Origin of the sequence: Kluyvera cryocrescens NBRC 102467 (assembly GCF_001571285.1) — a bacterium.
In the GTDB taxonomy this organism is placed as follows: Bacteria; Pseudomonadota; Gammaproteobacteria; order Enterobacterales; family Enterobacteriaceae; genus Kluyvera; species Kluyvera cryocrescens.
The window spans coordinates 173,976-191,380 of sequence record NZ_BCTM01000011.1; the positions used below are offsets into that span (position 1 = coordinate 173,976).

Genomic DNA, 17,405 nt, shown 5'->3' on the forward strand with positions numbered 1-17,405 from the left:
ATGGCTGAACCACGTTTCGTGCACCTGCGGGTGCATAGCGACTACTCCATGATTGATGGGCTGGCAAAAACCGGACCGCTGGTAAAAAAGGCGGCCGCTTTAGGCATGCCCGCACTAGCGATCACCGATTTTACCAACCTTTGCGGTCTGGTGAAGTTTTACGGAGCGGGGCATGGGGCCGGGATTAAACCCATCGTCGGCGCCGATTTTCACGTCCAGAGTGAGCTTTTCGGCGACGAACTGACCCAGCTGACGGTGCTGGCGGCCAACAACGTTGGCTATCAGAACCTGACGCTGCTGATTTCTAAAGCCTATCAACGCGGCTATGGAGCGGCGGGGCCGATTATCGATCGCGACTGGCTGATCGAATTAAAAGAAGGGCTGATCTTACTCTCCGGCGCGCGGATGGGGGATGTTGGCCGTGCCTTGCTGCGCGGCAACACGGCGTTGGTTGAACAGTGTGTCGCGTTTTATGAAGAGCACTTCCCTGACGCCTATTTCCTTGAGCTTATCCGTACCGGTAGACAGGATGAAGAAGCGTATCTACATGCTGCGGTAGCGCTGGCGGAAACGCGCGGCCTGCCGGTAGTGGCAACCAATGACGTTCGCTTCCTGGAGCCGGGTGATTTTGACGCCCATGAAATTCGCGTCGCGATCCACGACGGCTTCACCCTCGACGACCCAAAACGCCCGCGTAATTACTCTTCGCAGCAATATATGCGTAGCGAAGAGGAGATGTGCGAGCTGTTCTCGGACATTCCGGAAGCGCTGGAAAACAGCGTCGAGATAGCCAAGCGCTGTAACGTGACGGTGCGCCTCGGTGAGTACTTCCTGCCACAGTTCCCGACCGGCGATATGACCACCGAGGATTTCCTCGTGGCAAAATCCCATGAAGGGCTGGAGGAGCGTCTGGAGTTCCTGTTCCCCGATCCTGAAGTCCGTGCGCAGAAGCGCCCACCTTACGATGAACGTCTGGAAATTGAACTTAAGGTTATCAACCAGATGGGCTTCCCGGGTTACTTCCTGATCGTAATGGAATTTATCCAGTGGTCGAAAGATAACGGCGTGCCGGTAGGTCCTGGCCGTGGGTCCGGTGCGGGCTCGCTGGTGGCCTATGCGCTGAAAATTACCGACCTTGACCCGCTCGAATTTGACCTGCTTTTCGAACGTTTCCTTAACCCGGAACGTGTTTCGATGCCCGATTTCGACGTTGACTTCTGTATGGAAAAACGCGACCAGGTGATCGAACACGTCGCGGACATGTACGGTCGTGACGCGGTTTCGCAGATTATCACCTTCGGTACCATGGCGGCGAAAGCGGTTATTCGCGACGTAGGCCGCGTACTGGGGCATCCGTATGGCTTCGTGGACCGTATCTCCAAGCTGGTTCCGCCCGATCCGGGCATGACGCTGGCCAAAGCCTTTGAAGCCGAACCGCAGCTGCCGGAAATTTACGAAGCAGATGAAGAAGTTCGCGCGTTGATCGACATGGCGCGTAAGCTTGAAGGGGTTACTCGTAACGCCGGTAAGCACGCCGGTGGCGTGGTTATCGCGCCGACTAAAATTACCGATTTTGCACCGCTCTACTGCGATGAGCAGGGGCTGCACCCGGTCACCCAGTTTGATAAAAACGACGTGGAATATGCCGGGCTGGTGAAGTTTGACTTCCTCGGTCTGCGTACCCTCACCATCATCAACTGGGCACTGGAGATGATCAACGCCCGCCGTGAACGCAACGGCGAGCCGCCGCTGGATATTGCCGCTATCCCGCTGGATGACAAGAAAAGCTTCGATATGCTGCAGCGCTCGGAAACCACGGCGGTATTCCAGCTTGAATCCCGCGGCATGAAGGATCTGATCAAACGTCTGCAGCCGGACTGCTTCGAAGATATGATCGCGCTGGTGGCCCTGTTCCGTCCGGGCCCGCTGCAATCGGGGATGGTAGATAACTTTATCGACCGTAAACACGGTCGCGAAGAGATTTCCTACCCGGACGTTCAGTGGCAGCATGAGTGCCTGAAGCCGGTGCTGGAACCAACGTACGGCATTATCCTGTACCAGGAACAGGTTATGCAGATTGCCCAGGAGCTTTCCGGCTATACTCTGGGCGGCGCAGACATGCTGCGTCGTGCGATGGGTAAGAAAAAGCCTGAAGAGATGGCCAAGCAGCGCGGCACCTTTGAAGAAGGGGCGAAAAAACGCGGTGTTGATGGCGAACTGGCGATGAAAATCTTTGACCTGGTGGAAAAATTCGCCGGTTACGGGTTTAACAAATCACACTCCGCCGCCTATGCTTTGGTCTCATATCAGACGCTATGGCTGAAAGCGCACTATCCCGCTGAGTTTATGGCGGCGGTAATGACTGCCGATATGGACAACACCGAGAAGGTGGTTGGCCTGGTGGATGAGTGCTGGCGAATGGGGCTGAAGATACTGCCGCCTGATATCAATTCCGGTTTATATCATTTCCACGTTAATCAGGACGGGGAAATCGTGTATGGTATCGGCGCGATTAAAGGCGTTGGCGAAGGCCCGATTGAAGCAATCATCGAAGCGCGCAATAACGGGGGCTATTTCCGCGAGCTGTTTGACCTCTGTGCGCGCACCGATACCAAGAAGCTCAACCGCCGGGTGCTGGAAAAACTGATTATGTCCGGGGCCTTTGACCGCCTTGGGCCACACCGCGCCGCGCTGATGAATTCGTTGGGCGATGCGTTAAAAGCCGCTGATCAGCACGCGAAGGCGGAAGCCATTGGTCAGGCGGATATGTTCGGCGTATTGGCCGAAGAGCCAGAGCAAATTGAGCAGTCGTACGCTAACTGCATGCCCTGGCCTGAACACACGGTGCTGGAAGGTGAACGGGAAACGTTAGGTTTATACTTAACGGGCCACCCGATTAACCAGTACCTCAAAGAAATTGAGCGCTATGTCGGCGGCTATAGGCTAAAAGACATGCATCCGACAGAACGTGGTAAAGTGACCACGGCTGCGGGGCTCGTGATTGCTGCAAGGGTTATGGTCACCAAGCGCGGCAATCGTATCGGCATCTGTACGCTGGATGACCGTTCCGGGCGGCTAGAGGTGATGCTCTTCACCGAGGCCCTGGAAAAATACCAGCATCTGCTGGAAAACGACCGCATACTTATCGTCAGCGGACAGGTCAGCTTTGATGACTTCAGCGGCGGCCTTAAAATGATGGCCCGCGAAGTGATGGACATTGACGAAGCCCGGGAAAAATACGCTCGCGGGCTTGCTATCTCGCTGACGGACAGGCAAATTGATGACCAGCTTTTAAACCGACTCCGTCAGTCTCTGGAACCCCACCGTTCGGGAACCATTCCAGTACATCTCTACTATCAGAGGGCGGATGCACGTGCGCGGTTGCGTTTCGGTGCAACCTGGCGTGTCTCTCCGAGCGATCGTTTACTCAACGATCTGCGTAGCCTCATCGGTTCGGAGCAGGTGGAACTGGAGTTTGACTAATACAGGAATACTATGAGTCTGAATTTCCTTGATTTTGAACAGCCGATTGCAGAGCTGGAAGCAAAAATCGATTCTCTGACTGCGGTTAGCCGTCAGGATGAGAAACTGGATATTAATATCGACGAAGAAGTGCATCGTCTGCGCGAAAAAAGCGTAGAGCTGACGCGCAAAATCTTTGCCGATCTCGGCGCATGGCAGGTAGCCCAGCTGGCTCGCCACCCACAGCGTCCGTACACCCTGGATTATGTCCGTCTGGCGTTTGATGAATTTGACGAACTGGCGGGCGATCGCGCTTATGCTGACGATAAAGCCATCGTTGGCGGTATCGCACGTCTGGACGGTCGTCCGGTGATGATCATTGGTCATCAGAAAGGTCGTGAAACCAAAGAAAAAATCCGTCGCAACTTCGGCATGCCGGCACCGGAAGGTTACCGTAAAGCCCTGCGTCTGATGGAAATGGCCGAGCGCTTCAACATGCCTATCGTGACCTTCATTGACACCCCGGGTGCCTACCCTGGTGTCGGCGCAGAAGAGCGTGGCCAGTCTGAAGCTATCGCCCGCAACCTGCGCGAAATGTCACGTCTGAGCGTACCGGTTATCTGCACTGTTATCGGTGAAGGTGGTTCCGGCGGCGCGCTGGCGATTGGCGTGGGTGATAAAGTGAATATGTTGCAGTACAGCACCTATTCCGTTATCTCTCCAGAAGGCTGTGCTTCCATTCTGTGGAAAAGCGCGGACAAAGCACCGCTGGCGGCTGAAGCCATGGGCATCATCGCACCGCGTCTGAAAGAGCTGAAGCTTATCGATTCCATTATTCCGGAACCGCTGGGCGGCGCACACCGTAACCCGGAAGCTATTGCCGCTTCGCTGAAAGCGCAGTTGCTGGCCGATCTGGCAGACCTCGATGTGCTGAGCAAAGAAGATCTGCTCAACCGTCGCTACCAGCGTCTGATGACATACGGCTACGCGTAATACGAACATAAGACGTTCCTGAAAAGGGCCACAGTTTGTGGCCCTTTTTTATTACCTGCGGCCCGGGTGCGCTATGATAGGTGAAGGTTTTCCAGGAGGAACGCATGAATATTATTGCCATTATGGGGCCGCACGGCGTCTACTACAAAGACGAGCCGATCAAGGAGCTGGAGGCGGCCCTTATCGCCCAGGGCTTCAAAATTATCTGGCCGCAGAACAGTGCTGACCTGCTGAAGTTTATTGAGCACAACCCGCGCATTAGCGGCGTGATATTCGATTGGGACGAGTACAGCGTCGATCTTTGCGGTGAGATTAATCAGCTCAATGAGTACCTGCCGCTTTACGCCTTTATTAATGCTCACTCTACGATGGATGTTAGCGCGCATGATATGCGTATGGCGCTATGGTTCTTCGAATACGCATTAGGCCAGGCAGAGGATATCGCCACCCGCATCCGGCAGTATAACGACGAATATCTCGATAACATCACGCCGCCGTTTACCAAAGCGCTATTTACCTACGTCACTGAGGGCAAGTACACCTTCTGCACGCCGGGGCATATGGCGGGGACGGCCTACCAGAAAAGCCCGGTGGGCTGCCTGTTTTACGATTTCTTTGGCGCCAATACGCTTAAAGCGGATGTCTCTATCTCGGTGACCGAATTAGGTTCGTTGCTTGACCATACCGGTCCGCATCTGGAAGCGGAGGAGTACATCGCGCGTACCTTCGGTGCTGAGCAAAGCTATATGGTCACCAACGGTACCTCAACGTCGAATAAAATCGTCGGTATGTATGCGGCTCCCAGCGGCAGCACGCTGCTGATTGACCGAAACTGCCATAAATCCCTGGCACATCTACTGATGATGAACGACGTCGTGCCGCTCTGGCTGAAGCCGACGCGTAACGCGCTGGGTATTTTGGGAGGGATTCCGAAGCGAGAATTCACCCGCGATAGCCTGCAGCAGAAAGTTAATGCCACTGAGAATGCGCAGTGGCCGGTACATGCGGTGATCACCAACTCCACCTATGACGGGCTGCTGTATAACACCAACTGGATCAAGCAGACTCTCGATGTACCGTCTATCCATTTTGATTCAGCCTGGGTGCCCTACACCCACTTCCATCCGATCTACCAGGGCAAAAGCGGTATGAGCGGCGAGCGTGTGCCGGGGAAAGTATTCTTCGAAACTCAGTCCACGCACAAAATGCTGGCGGCACTTTCACAAGCATCGCTGATACACATTAAAGGTGACTACGATGAAGATACCTTCAATGAAGCCTTTATGATGCACACCTCTACGTCGCCAAGTTATCCGATTGTCGCCTCGATAGAGACAGCGGCGGCGATGCTGCGCGGTAACCCGGGTAAACGGCTGATTAATCGTTCGGTCGAACGAGCGCTGCATTTCCGTAAAGAAGTGCAGCGACTACGGGAAGAGTCAGATAGCTGGTTCTTCGACATTTGGCAGCCGGAAGAGATCGATGAGGCCGAGTGTTGGCCTGTGGCTCCGGGGGAAGATTGGCACGGGTTCAGCGACGCGGATGCCGATCATATGTTCCTCGATCCGGTGAAAGTGACGATCCTGACGCCGGGTATGGATGAGCAGGGAAACATGAGCGATGAGGGGATCCCGGCAGCGCTGGTGGCGAAATACCTCGACGAGCACGGAGTGGTCGTCGAGAAAACCGGCCCCTACAACCTGCTGTTCCTGTTCAGCATTGGGATCGATAAAACCCGGGCGATGGGGCTGCTTCGCGGTTTGACGGAGTTTAAGCGCGCCTACGATCTTAATCTGCGGGTGAAAAACATGCTGCCGGATCTGTATGCGGAAGATCCTGATTTTTACCGCAACATGCGTATTCAGGATTTAGCGCAGGGGATCCACCGGCTGATCCGCCAGCACGACCTGCCAAGCTTAATGCTGCGGGCGTTTGACGTATTGCCGGAGATGAAACTGACGCCGCACCGCGCATGGCAGAAACAGATCAAAGGCGAAGTAGAAACCATCGCACTGGAAGATTTAGTGGGCCGTATCTCCGCTAATATGATCCTACCGTATCCACCGGGGGTGCCATTGTTGATGCCGGGCGAAATGATTACTGCTGAGAGCCGCTCGGTGCTCGATTTCCTGCTGATGCTCTGTTCCGTTGGACGACATTATCCGGGCTTTGAAACCGATATCCATGGTGCAAAACGCGATGAAAACGGCGTCTACCGTGTGAGAGTCCTAAAAAACCCTGAAGGGGTTGCGTGATAGCGCCCTGCACGGTTAACGTGCTGGGACACGGTTAACGGAGAAACACGATGTTAGGATTAAAACAGATTCATCACATTGCGATTATTGCTACCGATTATGCGAAGAGTAAGTCCTTTTACTGCGATATTCTCGGCTTTACGCTGCAAAGCGAGGTGTATCGTGAGGCGCGCGATTCGTGGAAAGGCGATCTGGCATTAAACGGTCAGTATGTGATTGAGCTGTTTTCCTTCCCGTTTCCCCCGGCGCGCCCGAGCCGGCCGGAGGCCTGCGGGCTTCGCCATCTGGCCTTTAGCGTCGAGGATATCGATGCGGCCGTAGCGCACCTGACGGCTCACGGGATTGCCTGTGAAGCGATCCGCATCGATCCGTTTACCGATAAGCGCTTTACGTTTTTCAACGATCCTGACGGCCTACCGCTGGAACTCTATCAGCAGTAAGGCTTGTCAGCGTCAGCCCGGACGGGTAACGTGCCGGGCAATGCTCGCTTTCATGATAAGACGATGACCCAACCTTCACTTGTGCAACAGCTTTCTCCGCACCGCCAGTTTCTGGTGGCGTTTAGCGGTGGCCTGGATTCGACGGTGCTGCTGCATCAACTGGTGTGCTGGCGGCAGCAGAACCCTGATATTGCGCTGCGAGCAATCCATATCCATCACGGAATTAGCGCCAATGCGGATAGCTGGGTGATGCACTGCCAGCAGGTGTGCGAAGCCTGGCAAGTGCCGCTGGTGGTGGAACGCGTCACTCTGGCCCAGCGTGGGATTGGCCTTGAAGCAGAGGCCAGAGAGGCGCGCTACCAAGCATTTCGTGACGCGCTCACCCCAGGCGAGGTGTTGGTTACGGCGCAGCATCTCGACGATCAAAGCGAAACCCTGCTATTGGCATTAAAGCGCGGCAGTGGCCCGGCAGGGCTGGCGGCGATGCCCGTCAATTCAGCATTTTCCCATACGCGGTTAATTCGACCGCTGCTGCATACCACGCGCGATGCTTTGCTGGAGTGGGCGAATACCCACGCGCTGATCTGGATTGAAGATGAGAGCAATCAGGACGATGCCTACGATCGCAATTTCTTGCGCTTGCGGGTGCTGCCACTCCTTAACGCGCGTTGGCCGCACTTTGCGCAAGCCGCTGCGCGCAGTGCCGAACTGTGCGGTGAGCAAGAACAGTTACTGGACGAACTGCTGGCGGGAGAGCTAGCACGGCTGGTTTCGCCGGAAGGGGCATTGGCTATCGCCCCGCTGGCGGAGATGAGCGTGCCGAAGCGGTCGGCACTTTTGCGCCGCTGGTTGGCGTTGCACCACGCGGCGATGCCGTCGCGGGAGATGTTGTCCCGCTTATGGCAAGAAGTGGCTCTGGCGCGCGAGGATGCGACGCCGTGCGTCCGCTTGGGTAGCTTTGAGGTACGACGTTTCCAGCAACAACTATGGTGGGTAAGGGCGCAAACCGGGCAAACGGAAACCGTGCTAGCGTGGCCCAATCCCCGAGATTTACTGACGCTGCCGGATAATCTCGGTACGCTGCGTCTGCTTTCAGGTGGTCATATTCGCCCCGCCGGTGCAGACGAAGCGGTGACGGTCCGCTTTAAAGCGCCGGGAATGTTGCATATTGTTGGGCGTAACGGCGGGCGTAAGCTAAAAAAAATCTGGCAGGAGCTGGGCGTACCGCCGTGGCAGAGAGATAAAACGCCAATGCTGTTTTACGGCGAGACATTGATTGCGGTAGCAGGAGTGTTCGTCACACTGGACGGCGTTTGCGATGCGGGGAAGGGCGTCACGCTACAATGGGAGAGAACGGGCGACTAAGCCGCCCGTTTCTGAATTATGATTCGCTGACAACCACGGTGCCGATTTCGGGGTGGCTGAAGCTGGTAATGCGGTCAAGCCGCAGTTCGCGGAGCTCACCGGCACTGTCGACGACCAGGTATTCCACATTTTTACGGGAGACCAGATCGTGTGCTTTGGCCTGCAGCACTTCGCCGTCTTTCAGTTCCAGCGCCAGAACGAGATGGTGCTGGCAGGCAAGCTCGAGATTGTCATAGTCATCGCAATTGATGGGTTGATAAGTATCATTCATCGACATAATCGCTCACCAGTAAGTTTGCCGCTGCATATGCAGCTTTGTCCCTGACTGACTCAGAAAGGGCGTCATCCGCCGCAACTTCGTTCAAAACCTTCAGTACACAGCCCAGCGCGTCTGGGATATACCCCAAATCACCGCTGGCAATTTCCGCATAGCGTTGACGAATTAATTCACAATAGTTGCCCACATGCCCTCCTGTCAGCGCTTCAATTAAGCCTATGAAGATAATCTCTGTTTAGCAAGGTGACTATATCATACTCATTTAAGCATTATCAGCGAGATGAGCGTCGGCAGATGTAATTGAGGACAGCCTTTTGCCCTTGATTTCGCTACAATGAGCACCATTTTTCGCAGGAGTTACCCCATGGCGCTGAAAGCGACAATTTATAAAGCGGTGGTTAACGTGGCGGATATCGACCGCAACCAGTTTCTGGACGCGTCTTTAACGCTGGCCCGCCACCCGTCAGAAACCCAGGAGCGCATGATGCTGCGCCTGCTGGCGTGGATCAAATACGCCGATGAGCGTTTGCAGTTCACCCGCGGTCTCTCTTCCGAAGACGAGCCGGAGGCCTGGCTGCGTAACGATCATCTGGGTATCGACCTGTGGATTGAACTGGGGCTGCCGGATGAACGACGGATAAAAAAAGCCTGCAGCCAGTCGCAGGAAGTGGCCCTGTTTACCTACAACAGCCGCTCGGCGGAAATCTGGTGGCAGCAGAACCAAAGTAAGATGGCGGGGTTTAAAAACCTGAGCATCTGGTATCTGGATGATGAGCAGTTGGCAAAGCTCAGCGCGTTTGCCGAGCGTACGATGACGCTGCAAGCCACGCTGCAGGAAGGGGCAATTTGGCTTTCTGACGCTCAGAATAATCTGGAAATTCATTTTACGGCCTGGCAGACACCCGCATGATTACGCTTTCTGGACAGGTCAGTATTCCGGATGATGAGCTAACCATTACCGCTATTCGCGCCCAAGGGGCGGGCGGTCAGCATGTGAATAAGACCTCAACGGCGATTCATTTGCGTTTTGACATCCGGGCCTCCAGCCTGCCAGAGTATTATAAAGAGCGCCTTTTGGCCGCCAGCCACCACTTAATTTCTGCTGACGGTGTGATTATCATTAAGGCGCAGGAATACCGTAGCCAGGAGATGAACCGCGAAGCGGCGATCGCACGCCTGGTTTCGGTGATTCAAATGCTGACGACAGAACAAAAGAGCCGACGCCCGACGCGCCCGACGCGCGCCTCAAAAGAGCGGCGGCTGAACACGAAAGCGCAAAAATCGTCAGTGAAATCGATGCGCGGCAAGGTTCGCTACTAAGCTAAATGTGGATGACATAAGAATAAGGAATTGAGGGTGAAAAAAGCGATATTGGCCATTGCGGCCACCGGGATGCTGTTTGGTCTTTTCGGATGTAATAATTCGGAAATGGCGACGCTAAAACCGACTCACTCTGCAGAGTTAACGCCAATGCAGCAGAGCTGGCGCGGAGTCATTCCGTGTGCTGATTGCGAAGGCATTGAAACCTCGCTGTTCCTCGATAAGGACGGCACCTGGGTGATGAACGAACATTATCAGGGCGTAAGCCGTGAACCGTCGTCATTTGGTTCCTACGGTACCTGGGCGCGGACCGCCGATAAGTTGGTCCTGACCGATAGCCATGGTGAGAAATCTTTCTATCGTGCGAAAGGCGATAAGCTGGAGATGCTTGACCGTGAAGGTAACCCGATTGAATCTAAGCTGAACTATACGCTGGAGCCGGTAAAGGCTGATTTGCCAACGACGCCAATGGCGATGCGCGGGATGTACTTCTACATGGCAGACGCGGCAACCTTTACCGACTGTACGACCGGCAAGCGTGTGGCTGTAGCGAATAACGCACAGCTGGAGCGTGACTATGCCGCTGCGCAGGGGAGTGATAGCAAACCGGTGCTGCTGGTGGTGGAAGGGCACTTTACCCTGGAGCCAAACCCGGATACCGGCGTGATGGTTAAAACGCTCGCGGCCAGTAAAGAAGCGAAGTTTGTCCCAGGTAAAGACTGTTTGAGTAAATAAAAGGCCTCGCATTATTTCGGCCTGCCTTAACGCACCGAGCGTGACCCCAAAAGAAAAAGCCTCGCATGTTGCGAGGCTTTTTTTATCACCGGATGCGGTATCAATGCCGCACCGTTTGATTAACCTTTGATGGCTTTCACCAGGTAATCAACGATATCGCCGGTTTTGATCAGCTGCTTATCGCCGTTACGACGGTATTTATACTCAATATCATCGTTGTCGAGGTTACGGTCGCCCAACACGATGGTGTGCGGAATACCGATGAGTTCCATATCCGCAAACATCACGCCTGGGCGCTCTTTACGATCGTCCATCAGCACTTCGATACCCTGAGCGCGCAGCTCGGCGTACAGCTTCTCTGCCAGCTCCTGAACACGGTAGGATTTGTGCATGTTCATTGGCAGGATAGCAACCTGGAATGGGGCAATGGCGTCAGGCCACAGAATACCGCGATCGTCAAAGTTCTGCTCGATAGCCGCAGCGACGACGCGAGTCACCCCGATGCCGTAGCAGCCCATGGTCAGGATCTGGTTACGACCGTCTTCGCCCTGAACGGAGGCTTTCATCGCTTCAGAGTACTTGGTACCCAGCTGGAAGATATGGCCAACTTCGATACCACGCTTGATCAGCAACGTACCTTTGCCGTCCGGGCTTGGATCGCCGGCAACCACGTTACGGATATCGGCAACTTCTGGCGTCGCGACATCGCGATCCCAGTTGATACCGAAATAGTGCTTACCATCGATGTTTGCGCCAGCGGCGAAATCGCTCATTGCCGCAACGGTACGGTCAATAACCACAGGAATCGGCATATTCACTGGACCCAGTGAGCCAGGGCCTGCCGGCACCAGCGCGCGGATTTCGGCTTCGGTAGCGAAGGTCAGCGGGCTGGCAACCTGCGCCAGTTTTTCTGCTTTGACTTCGTTCAGCTCGTGATCGCCGCGAACCAGCAGGGCAACCAGTGGGGATTTGCTGCCTTCCACGGCTTTCACCAGCAGTGTCTTGACGGTTTTCTCGATTGGCAGATTGAACTGCTCGACCAGCTCGGCAATGGTTTTCGCGTTTGGCGTATCAACCAGCGTCATTTCCTGAGTGGCAGCAGCGCGCGGCTCTTTTGGCGCCACGGCTTCTGCAAACTCGATGTTAGCAGCGTAGTCGGAAGAATCAGAGAAGATCACATCATCTTCACCGCTCTGTGCCAGCACCTGGAATTCGTGAGAGGCGCTACCGCCGATAGAACCGGTGTCAGCCTGTACGGCACGGAAATCCAGACCCATACGGCTGAAGATCTTGCTGTAGGCCGCATACATCGCGTCGTAAGTTTCCTGCAGTGATTCCTGAGAGGTATGGAAAGAGTAGGCATCTTTCATCAGGAATTCACGGGAACGCATGACGCCGAAACGTGGGCGGACTTCGTCACGGAACTTGGTCTGGATCTGGAAGAAGTTCAGCGGCAGCTGTTTGTAAGAGCTCAGCTCGTTACGAATCAGGTCGGTGATCACTTCTTCGTGCGTTGGGCCAAGGACGAAAGAACGGTCGCCACGGTCAACAAAGCGCAGCAGTTCCGGGCCGTACTGTTCCCAGCGACCACTCTCCTGCCACAGTTCAGCGGGCTGAACCACGGGCATAGACACCTCGATGGCACCGGCGTTGTTCATCTCTTCACGCACGATGTTTTCGACTTTTTTCAGGACGCGCAGACCGGTCGGCAGCCAGGCATATAACCCAGAGGCCAGTTTGCGGATCATCCCGGCGCGCAGCATCAGCTGGTGGCTGATGACCTCAGCGTCGGCAGGTGTCTCCTTCAGAGTGGAGAGCAGATATTGGCTAGTACGCATGTTGTTACGATTCCAGTTGGACGACAAAACAGGCTCAAAACGAGCCTGGCACAAAAACAAAGTGATTTAGTTTACCAGCGAGAAAGAGATGTCAAAAGAGAGCGCGGAGAAATTACCGGGTTTCCAGGGCAAAGACTTCAAATCCAGACGTCGTTACCCGCCAGCGGACGTTAAAATCCAGCAGCCAGACGGCGTAGGTTTTTCCCTCTTCCTCATTTTTACGATAGGCCGGACGCGGGTCTTGTGCGAGCACTTCGGCAATAAACTGACGCAGATGTGGGTAACGCTTCTCAAGCCCGATAAGCTGTTCGGCTATTTCTACGGTGAACGAGACATCAACGCTGGCCTGAGGCGCATCCTGCGCGTAGCTGGCGCGTGCCTCCGGCAGAGACTCGGCAAACGGCAAATAGGGTTTGATATCCACAACCGGCGTTCCGTCCACTAAGTCCAGCCCGCCCAGTTCCAGAATAACGTGTTCTTTCTGGCAGCGAATACCGCGCAGTTCAACCAGTGACATACCGATAGGGTTTGGTCGGAAGGTTGAACGGGTGGCGAAAACGCCCATGCGCGCGTTACCGCCGAGTCGGGGAGGGCGCACCGTTGGGCGCCAGCCGCCTTCCATCGTCTGATGAAAAACAAACAGCACCCACAGATGGCTAAATGCTTCCAGGCCGCGCACGGCGTCAGCCTGGTTGTAGGGCGGCAGAAGATGCAGCTCACCGCTGCAACTTTTCACCAACCCCGGTTGGCGAGGCACCGCAAACTTCTCTTTATAAGGAGAGCGGATAACGCCGATTTGTTCGAATGAGAAATGACTCATTTCGCGCTAACGTTGAGTGCCGATCCCACGCATACCGCCTGACGATAGCAGCCAGGCGTTCCGCTGGTCACTTCACAGCTGTGCAGCAGTACGGCATTCGCCTTCATTTTAGAAGCGTTAATTTGCATGCGTTTGCGCGCGGTTGGAATATTCGGTGGGGAATCCTGATTCGTGGCCTGGCATGAATCACCCGATACTTCGCCTAAGTCGCGGAATGGTTTACCGACCAGGTCTTCAGCATTGGTAATAATTCGTACCGGCGTCGCGCGCGGTGCTTTTGGTTTCGCGGTCTCCGTTTTGACGGGGGTCGCAGTGCTTTGAATGGGTTCAACAGGAGATCTGTTTAGCATGGAGCAGCCACCTAACAGGAGTGCTAATAAACAGACCGGTAAAGCACGCATAGTATTTCCTCGATATAGGGTAGACCAGGGGGCTATTGAATCAGGTGCTCGCATAAATGACAAGACGGGCATGCGCCCGTCTTGAAAGATACTGCTTAGCGGTAATGAGATTACCAGCCTTTAACAGCGCCGCCGTTAAAGATTTTGTTCGCAGCTTCGTAGACTTCGTCAGACTGGTAAGCCTGAACAAATTTTTTCACGTTTTCAGCGTCTTTGTTATCTTCACGAGAAACGATCATGTTGACGTAAGGAGAGTCCTTACCTTCAACGAAGATACCGTCTTTCGCCGGAGTCAGGTTGATCTGGCTGGCGTAGGTGGTGTTGATGACGGCCAGAGCAATCTGCGCATCGTCCAGGGAACGTGGCAGCTGCGGTGCTTCCAGCTCAACAATCTTCAGGTTTTTCGGGTTTTCGGTGATGTCCAGCGCGGTTGGCAGCAGGCCCACGTCATCCTTCAGTTTGATCAGACCTTCTTTTTGCAGCAGCAGCAGGGAGCGTCCAAGGTTAGTTGGATCGTTCGGGACGGCAATCTGTGAACCCGGCTGCAGTTCGTCCAGAGATTTGATTTTTTTAGAGTAGCCGGCAATTGGATAAACGAAGGTATTACCCACGGAAACCAGTTTGTAGCCACGGTCTTTAATCTGCTGGTCCAGGTACGGTTTGTGCTGGAAGGCGTTCGCATCGATGTCACCTTTGCTCAGCGCTTCGTTCGGCAGAACGTAGTCATTGAAGGTCACCAGCTCTACGTCCAGACCATATTTTTCTTTCGCCACTTTCTGCGCGACTTCAGCAACCTGCTGTTCTGCGCCGACGATGACGCCGACTTTAATATGGTTCGGGTCTTTCTCATCCTGACCGCAACCAACAAGTGCCAGAGAACCAATCAGGGCTCCAACTGCCGCAAAGGTTTTAAAATTGAACGCCATGCTTATATCCTTAAACTTTTGAGTTGTGTTGTGTGTAACGCTATTTATGAGTGACTGCCCGAACGATACGATCGCCAGATAGTTGAATTAAATAAACCAGAACGACCAGCAATACCAGTACTGTATTCATCACCGTTGCATTATATCCAATGTAACCGTACTGGTAGCCAATCTGGCCCAGGCCGCCGGCACCGACGGCGCCGCCCATGGCGGAGTAGCCAACCAGCGTAATCAGCGTGATGGTTGCCGCATTGACCAGCCCCGGCATCGCCTCCGGCAGCAGGACTTTACAGATGATTTGCATCGGCGTTGCGCCCATGGCGCGTGACGCTTCAATTAAACCGGTTGGGATTTCCAGCAGGGCGTTTTCCACCATACGGGCAATAAACGGTGCGGCCCCCACGGTCAGCGGTACGATAGCGGCCTGCAAACCAATGGAAGTCCCGACGATCACGCGAGTAAATGGAATCATCCACACCAGTAAGATGATGAACGGGATGGAACGGAAGATGTTCACCAGCGCAGAGAGCACGCGATAAACTTTACCATTCTCGATAATTTGCCCTGGACGGGTGACATATAAAAGGACGCCAACCGGCAGGCCGATCACAAAGCCGAAAAAGCCGGACACGAATGTCATCGCCAGCGTTTCCCAGACGCCGCGCGCCAGTAACCACATCATGGCCTCAGACATATCCCAGTACCTCTACTTTTACATGGTGTTGCTGCAGCCAGGCGATGGCTGCTTGCGTATCTTCCGGAGTGCCGTGCATTTCCGTCAGCATAATGCCGAACTTCACGCCGCCCGCGTAATCCATCTGCGCGCTAATGATGTTGTTATTGACGTTAAAGCGACGCGCGGTTTCTGACAGCAGTGGGGCATCAACCGATTGACCGGTGAACTCCATGCGCAGCATCGGTACGCTATCGGCGTTTTGCTGTGCTTTAAGGCGCGCCTGGTAGTCTTCCGGGATATCCAGATGCAGCGTAGCCTGAATAAACTGTTGAGCCAGCGGTGTCTTCGGATGAGAGAACATCTCGCTCACCGTATCTTGCTCAATCAGTTCACCGTTGCTGATCACCGCGACGCAGTCGCAGATGCGTTTCACCACGTCCATTTCATGGGTGATGAGCAAAATGGTCAGGCCCAGACGGCGGTTAATGTCTTTCAGCAGCTCCAGGATTGAACGCGTAGTTGCTGGGTCTAATGCGCTGGTGGCTTCATCACACAGCAGCACTTTGGGGTTGCTCGCCAGCGCACGGGCGATAGCCACACGCTGCTTTTGCCCGCCGGAAAGGTTCGCCGGGTAGCTATCGTGCTTATCGCCCAGACCAACGAGATCCAGTAATTCGGTCACACGACGTTTAATTTCATCTTTCGGCGTATTGTCGAGTTCCAGCGGCAGCGCAACGTTACCAAATACGGTACGTGAAGAGAGCAGGTTAAAGTGCTGGAAAATCATGCCAATCTGACGACGTGCTTTGGTCAGTGCGGCTTCAGATAATGCAGTCAGCTCCTGGTCGCCGACCTGAACGCTGCCCTCGGTTGGGCGCTCAAGCAGGTTGACGCAGCGAATCAGCGTACTTTTACCTGCACCGGATGCGCCAATGACGCCATAAATTTGTCCAGCGGGCACGTGCAGGCTGACGTTATTCAGCGCCTGTATCGTACGGTGACCCTGCTGGAACACTTTGGTGATATTCGAAAGTTTAATCATTAGATTATTTATTATCGGTTAGGTGTTATCCACGGCATTTTGTTCTGCCAGAGACGGGCGATGACCGTCAACAAAACGGATGTTAAGGCATCTAGACGGCTAAATCAATCTTCTTTATGCGATCGCCGCTTTCCTGGCTGTCGAAACATGCGATACTAAGGACACATGCCTTATTCAGGAGCAACACGGTGGCAAAGTCCGTACCCGCAATTTTTCTCGATCGTGATGGCACGATTAATGTCGATCATGGCTACGTCCATGAAATTGATGATTTCGAATTTATCGATGGCGTCATTGACGCAATGCGTGAATTAAAAGAAATGGGCTATGCCCTCGTACTGGTGACCAACCAGTCGGGTATTGCTCGCGGGAAATTTACCGAAGCGCAGTTCGAAACGCTCACGGAATGGATGGACTGGTCGTTGGCCGACCGTGGTGTAGATCTTGACGGCATCTATTTCTGTCCACATCACCCGCAGGGAACCGTAGAAGAGTATCGTCAGGTATGCGACTGCCGTAAACCTCATCCGGGTATGCTGAAGTCAGCGCAAGAGTATCTGCACATTGATATGTCTTCTTCTTATATGGTGGGTGACAAAATTGAAGACATGCAGGCAGCTGCGGCAGCCAATGTAGGTACAAAAGTGCTGGTGCGTACCGGCAAACCCGTTACTGAAGATGCGGAAAAAGCCGCTGACTGGGTGATTAATAGCCTTGCAGACCTGCCTGCGATGATCAAAAAGCAGAAATAAGCGGCAAAAAGGCGAAAAGGTGAGCGGTTGAGAAAAAAATGCATTTTTCCTCTTGTCAGCCTGAAATTACCCCCTATAATGCGGCCCCACTGAGACGGAACAA

The 17,405-nt window shown here is 54.2% G+C and carries 17 protein-coding genes; 9 read left to right on the top strand and 8 right to left on the bottom strand.

The genetic code is table 11. The annotated features are described in order from the left end of the window. The 5 genes from dnaE (at position 1) to tilS (ending at position 8,515) form a co-directional block, all read left to right on the top strand. Positions 1-3,483 (top strand): DNA polymerase III subunit alpha, encoded by a 3,483-nt coding sequence (gene dnaE, locus KCR01S_RS09530; protein WP_061282432.1) that lies wholly within the window; start codon positions 1-3, stop codon positions 3,481-3,483. Positions 3,484-3,495: 12 nt separating this feature from the next. Next, complete coding sequence (accA, locus tag KCR01S_RS09535) at positions 3,496-4,455, top strand: acetyl-CoA carboxylase carboxyl transferase subunit alpha (RefSeq protein ID WP_061282434.1); 960 nt, start codon at positions 3,496-3,498, stop codon at positions 4,453-4,455. Positions 4,456-4,559: 104 nt separating this feature from the next. Next, the gene (ldcC, locus tag KCR01S_RS09540; RefSeq protein ID WP_061282436.1) at positions 4,560-6,710 is read left to right on the top strand and encodes a lysine decarboxylase LdcC; all 2,151 of its coding nucleotides are present in this window, start codon (positions 4,560-4,562) and stop codon (positions 6,708-6,710) included. A gap of 50 nt (positions 6,711-6,760) precedes the next feature. Then, on the top strand, positions 6,761-7,150 hold the full coding sequence (locus KCR01S_RS09545; RefSeq protein ID WP_061282438.1) for a VOC family protein: 390 nt from the start codon (positions 6,761-6,763) through the stop codon (positions 7,148-7,150). Positions 7,151-7,213: 63 nt separating this feature from the next. Next, on the top strand, positions 7,214-8,515 hold the full coding sequence (gene tilS / locus KCR01S_RS09550; protein ID WP_061282440.1) for a tRNA lysidine(34) synthetase TilS: 1,302 nt from the start codon (positions 7,214-7,216) through the stop codon (positions 8,513-8,515). A gap of 16 nt (positions 8,516-8,531) precedes the next feature. Here the strand turns inward: tilS and rof are convergent, their stop codons facing one another. Beyond that, positions 8,532-8,792 carry a Rho-binding antiterminator gene (gene rof / locus KCR01S_RS09555; protein WP_061282442.1) on the bottom strand — a complete coding sequence of 87 codons (261 nt, stop codon included), beginning with the start codon at positions 8,790-8,792 and terminating at the stop codon, positions 8,532-8,534. Further along, entirely contained in the window at positions 8,779-8,979 is a 201-nt protein-coding gene (locus KCR01S_RS09560) for a YaeP family protein (RefSeq protein ID WP_061282444.1), read from the bottom strand. Before KCR01S_RS09560 ends, rof begins: the two co-directional genes overlap by 14 nt. 177 nt (positions 8,980-9,156) lie before the next feature. Here KCR01S_RS09560 and KCR01S_RS09565 point away from each other — a divergent pair, with 177 nt between their 5' ends. The 3 genes from KCR01S_RS09565 to nlpE are packed head-to-tail and all read left to right on the top strand — an operon-like array spanning position 9,157 to position 10,847. After that, positions 9,157-9,702, top strand: a complete 546-nt coding sequence (locus tag KCR01S_RS09565; RefSeq protein WP_061282446.1) for a YaeQ family protein — start codon at positions 9,157-9,159, stop codon at positions 9,700-9,702. Next, positions 9,699-10,112 carry an alternative ribosome rescue aminoacyl-tRNA hydrolase ArfB gene (gene arfB, locus KCR01S_RS09570; RefSeq protein ID WP_061282448.1) on the top strand — a complete coding sequence of 138 codons (414 nt, stop codon included), beginning with the start codon at positions 9,699-9,701 and terminating at the stop codon, positions 10,110-10,112. The genes KCR01S_RS09565 and arfB overlap by 4 nt, the downstream gene beginning before the upstream one ends. Before the next feature lie 36 nt (positions 10,113-10,148). After that, positions 10,149-10,847, top strand: coding sequence for an envelope stress response activation lipoprotein NlpE (nlpE, locus tag KCR01S_RS09575; RefSeq protein WP_061282450.1), 699 nt, complete (start codon positions 10,149-10,151; stop codon positions 10,845-10,847). Positions 10,848-10,966: 119 nt separating this feature from the next. On the opposite strand, the gene proS is transcribed toward nlpE, so the two are convergent. From proS to metN, 6 genes are all read right to left on the bottom strand, one after another. Then, positions 10,967-12,685 (bottom strand): proline--tRNA ligase, encoded by a 1,719-nt coding sequence (gene proS / locus KCR01S_RS09580; protein ID WP_061282452.1) that lies wholly within the window; start codon positions 12,683-12,685, stop codon positions 10,967-10,969. 112 nt (positions 12,686-12,797) lie between these two features. Further along, complete coding sequence (tsaA, locus tag KCR01S_RS09585; RefSeq protein WP_061282454.1) at positions 12,798-13,505, bottom strand: tRNA (N6-threonylcarbamoyladenosine(37)-N6)-methyltransferase TrmO; 708 nt, start codon at positions 13,503-13,505, stop codon at positions 12,798-12,800. Beyond that, complete coding sequence (gene rcsF / locus KCR01S_RS09590) at positions 13,502-13,906, bottom strand: Rcs stress response system protein RcsF (protein WP_052285368.1); 405 nt, start codon at positions 13,904-13,906, stop codon at positions 13,502-13,504. The genes tsaA and rcsF overlap by 4 nt, the downstream gene beginning before the upstream one ends. A gap of 110 nt (positions 13,907-14,016) precedes the next feature. Then, on the bottom strand, positions 14,017-14,832 hold the full coding sequence (locus tag KCR01S_RS09595) for a MetQ/NlpA family lipoprotein (protein WP_061282457.1): 816 nt from the start codon (positions 14,830-14,832) through the stop codon (positions 14,017-14,019). A 40-nt stretch (positions 14,833-14,872) separates the two neighbouring features. Continuing rightward, a complete protein-coding gene (locus KCR01S_RS09600; RefSeq protein WP_052285370.1) occupies positions 14,873-15,526 on the bottom strand; it encodes a methionine ABC transporter permease MetI in 654 nt (217 codons plus the stop codon). Next, positions 15,519-16,550, bottom strand: a complete 1,032-nt coding sequence (gene metN / locus KCR01S_RS09605; RefSeq protein ID WP_052285371.1) for a methionine ABC transporter ATP-binding protein MetN — start codon at positions 16,548-16,550, stop codon at positions 15,519-15,521. Before metN ends, KCR01S_RS09600 begins: the two co-directional genes overlap by 8 nt. Before the next feature lie 188 nt (positions 16,551-16,738). On the opposite strand from metN, the gene gmhB reads away from it, so the two are divergent. Then, entirely contained in the window at positions 16,739-17,302 is a 564-nt protein-coding gene (gene gmhB, locus KCR01S_RS09610; RefSeq protein WP_061282459.1) for a D-glycero-beta-D-manno-heptose 1,7-bisphosphate 7-phosphatase, read from the top strand. Positions 17,303-17,405: the final 103 nt, after the last annotated feature.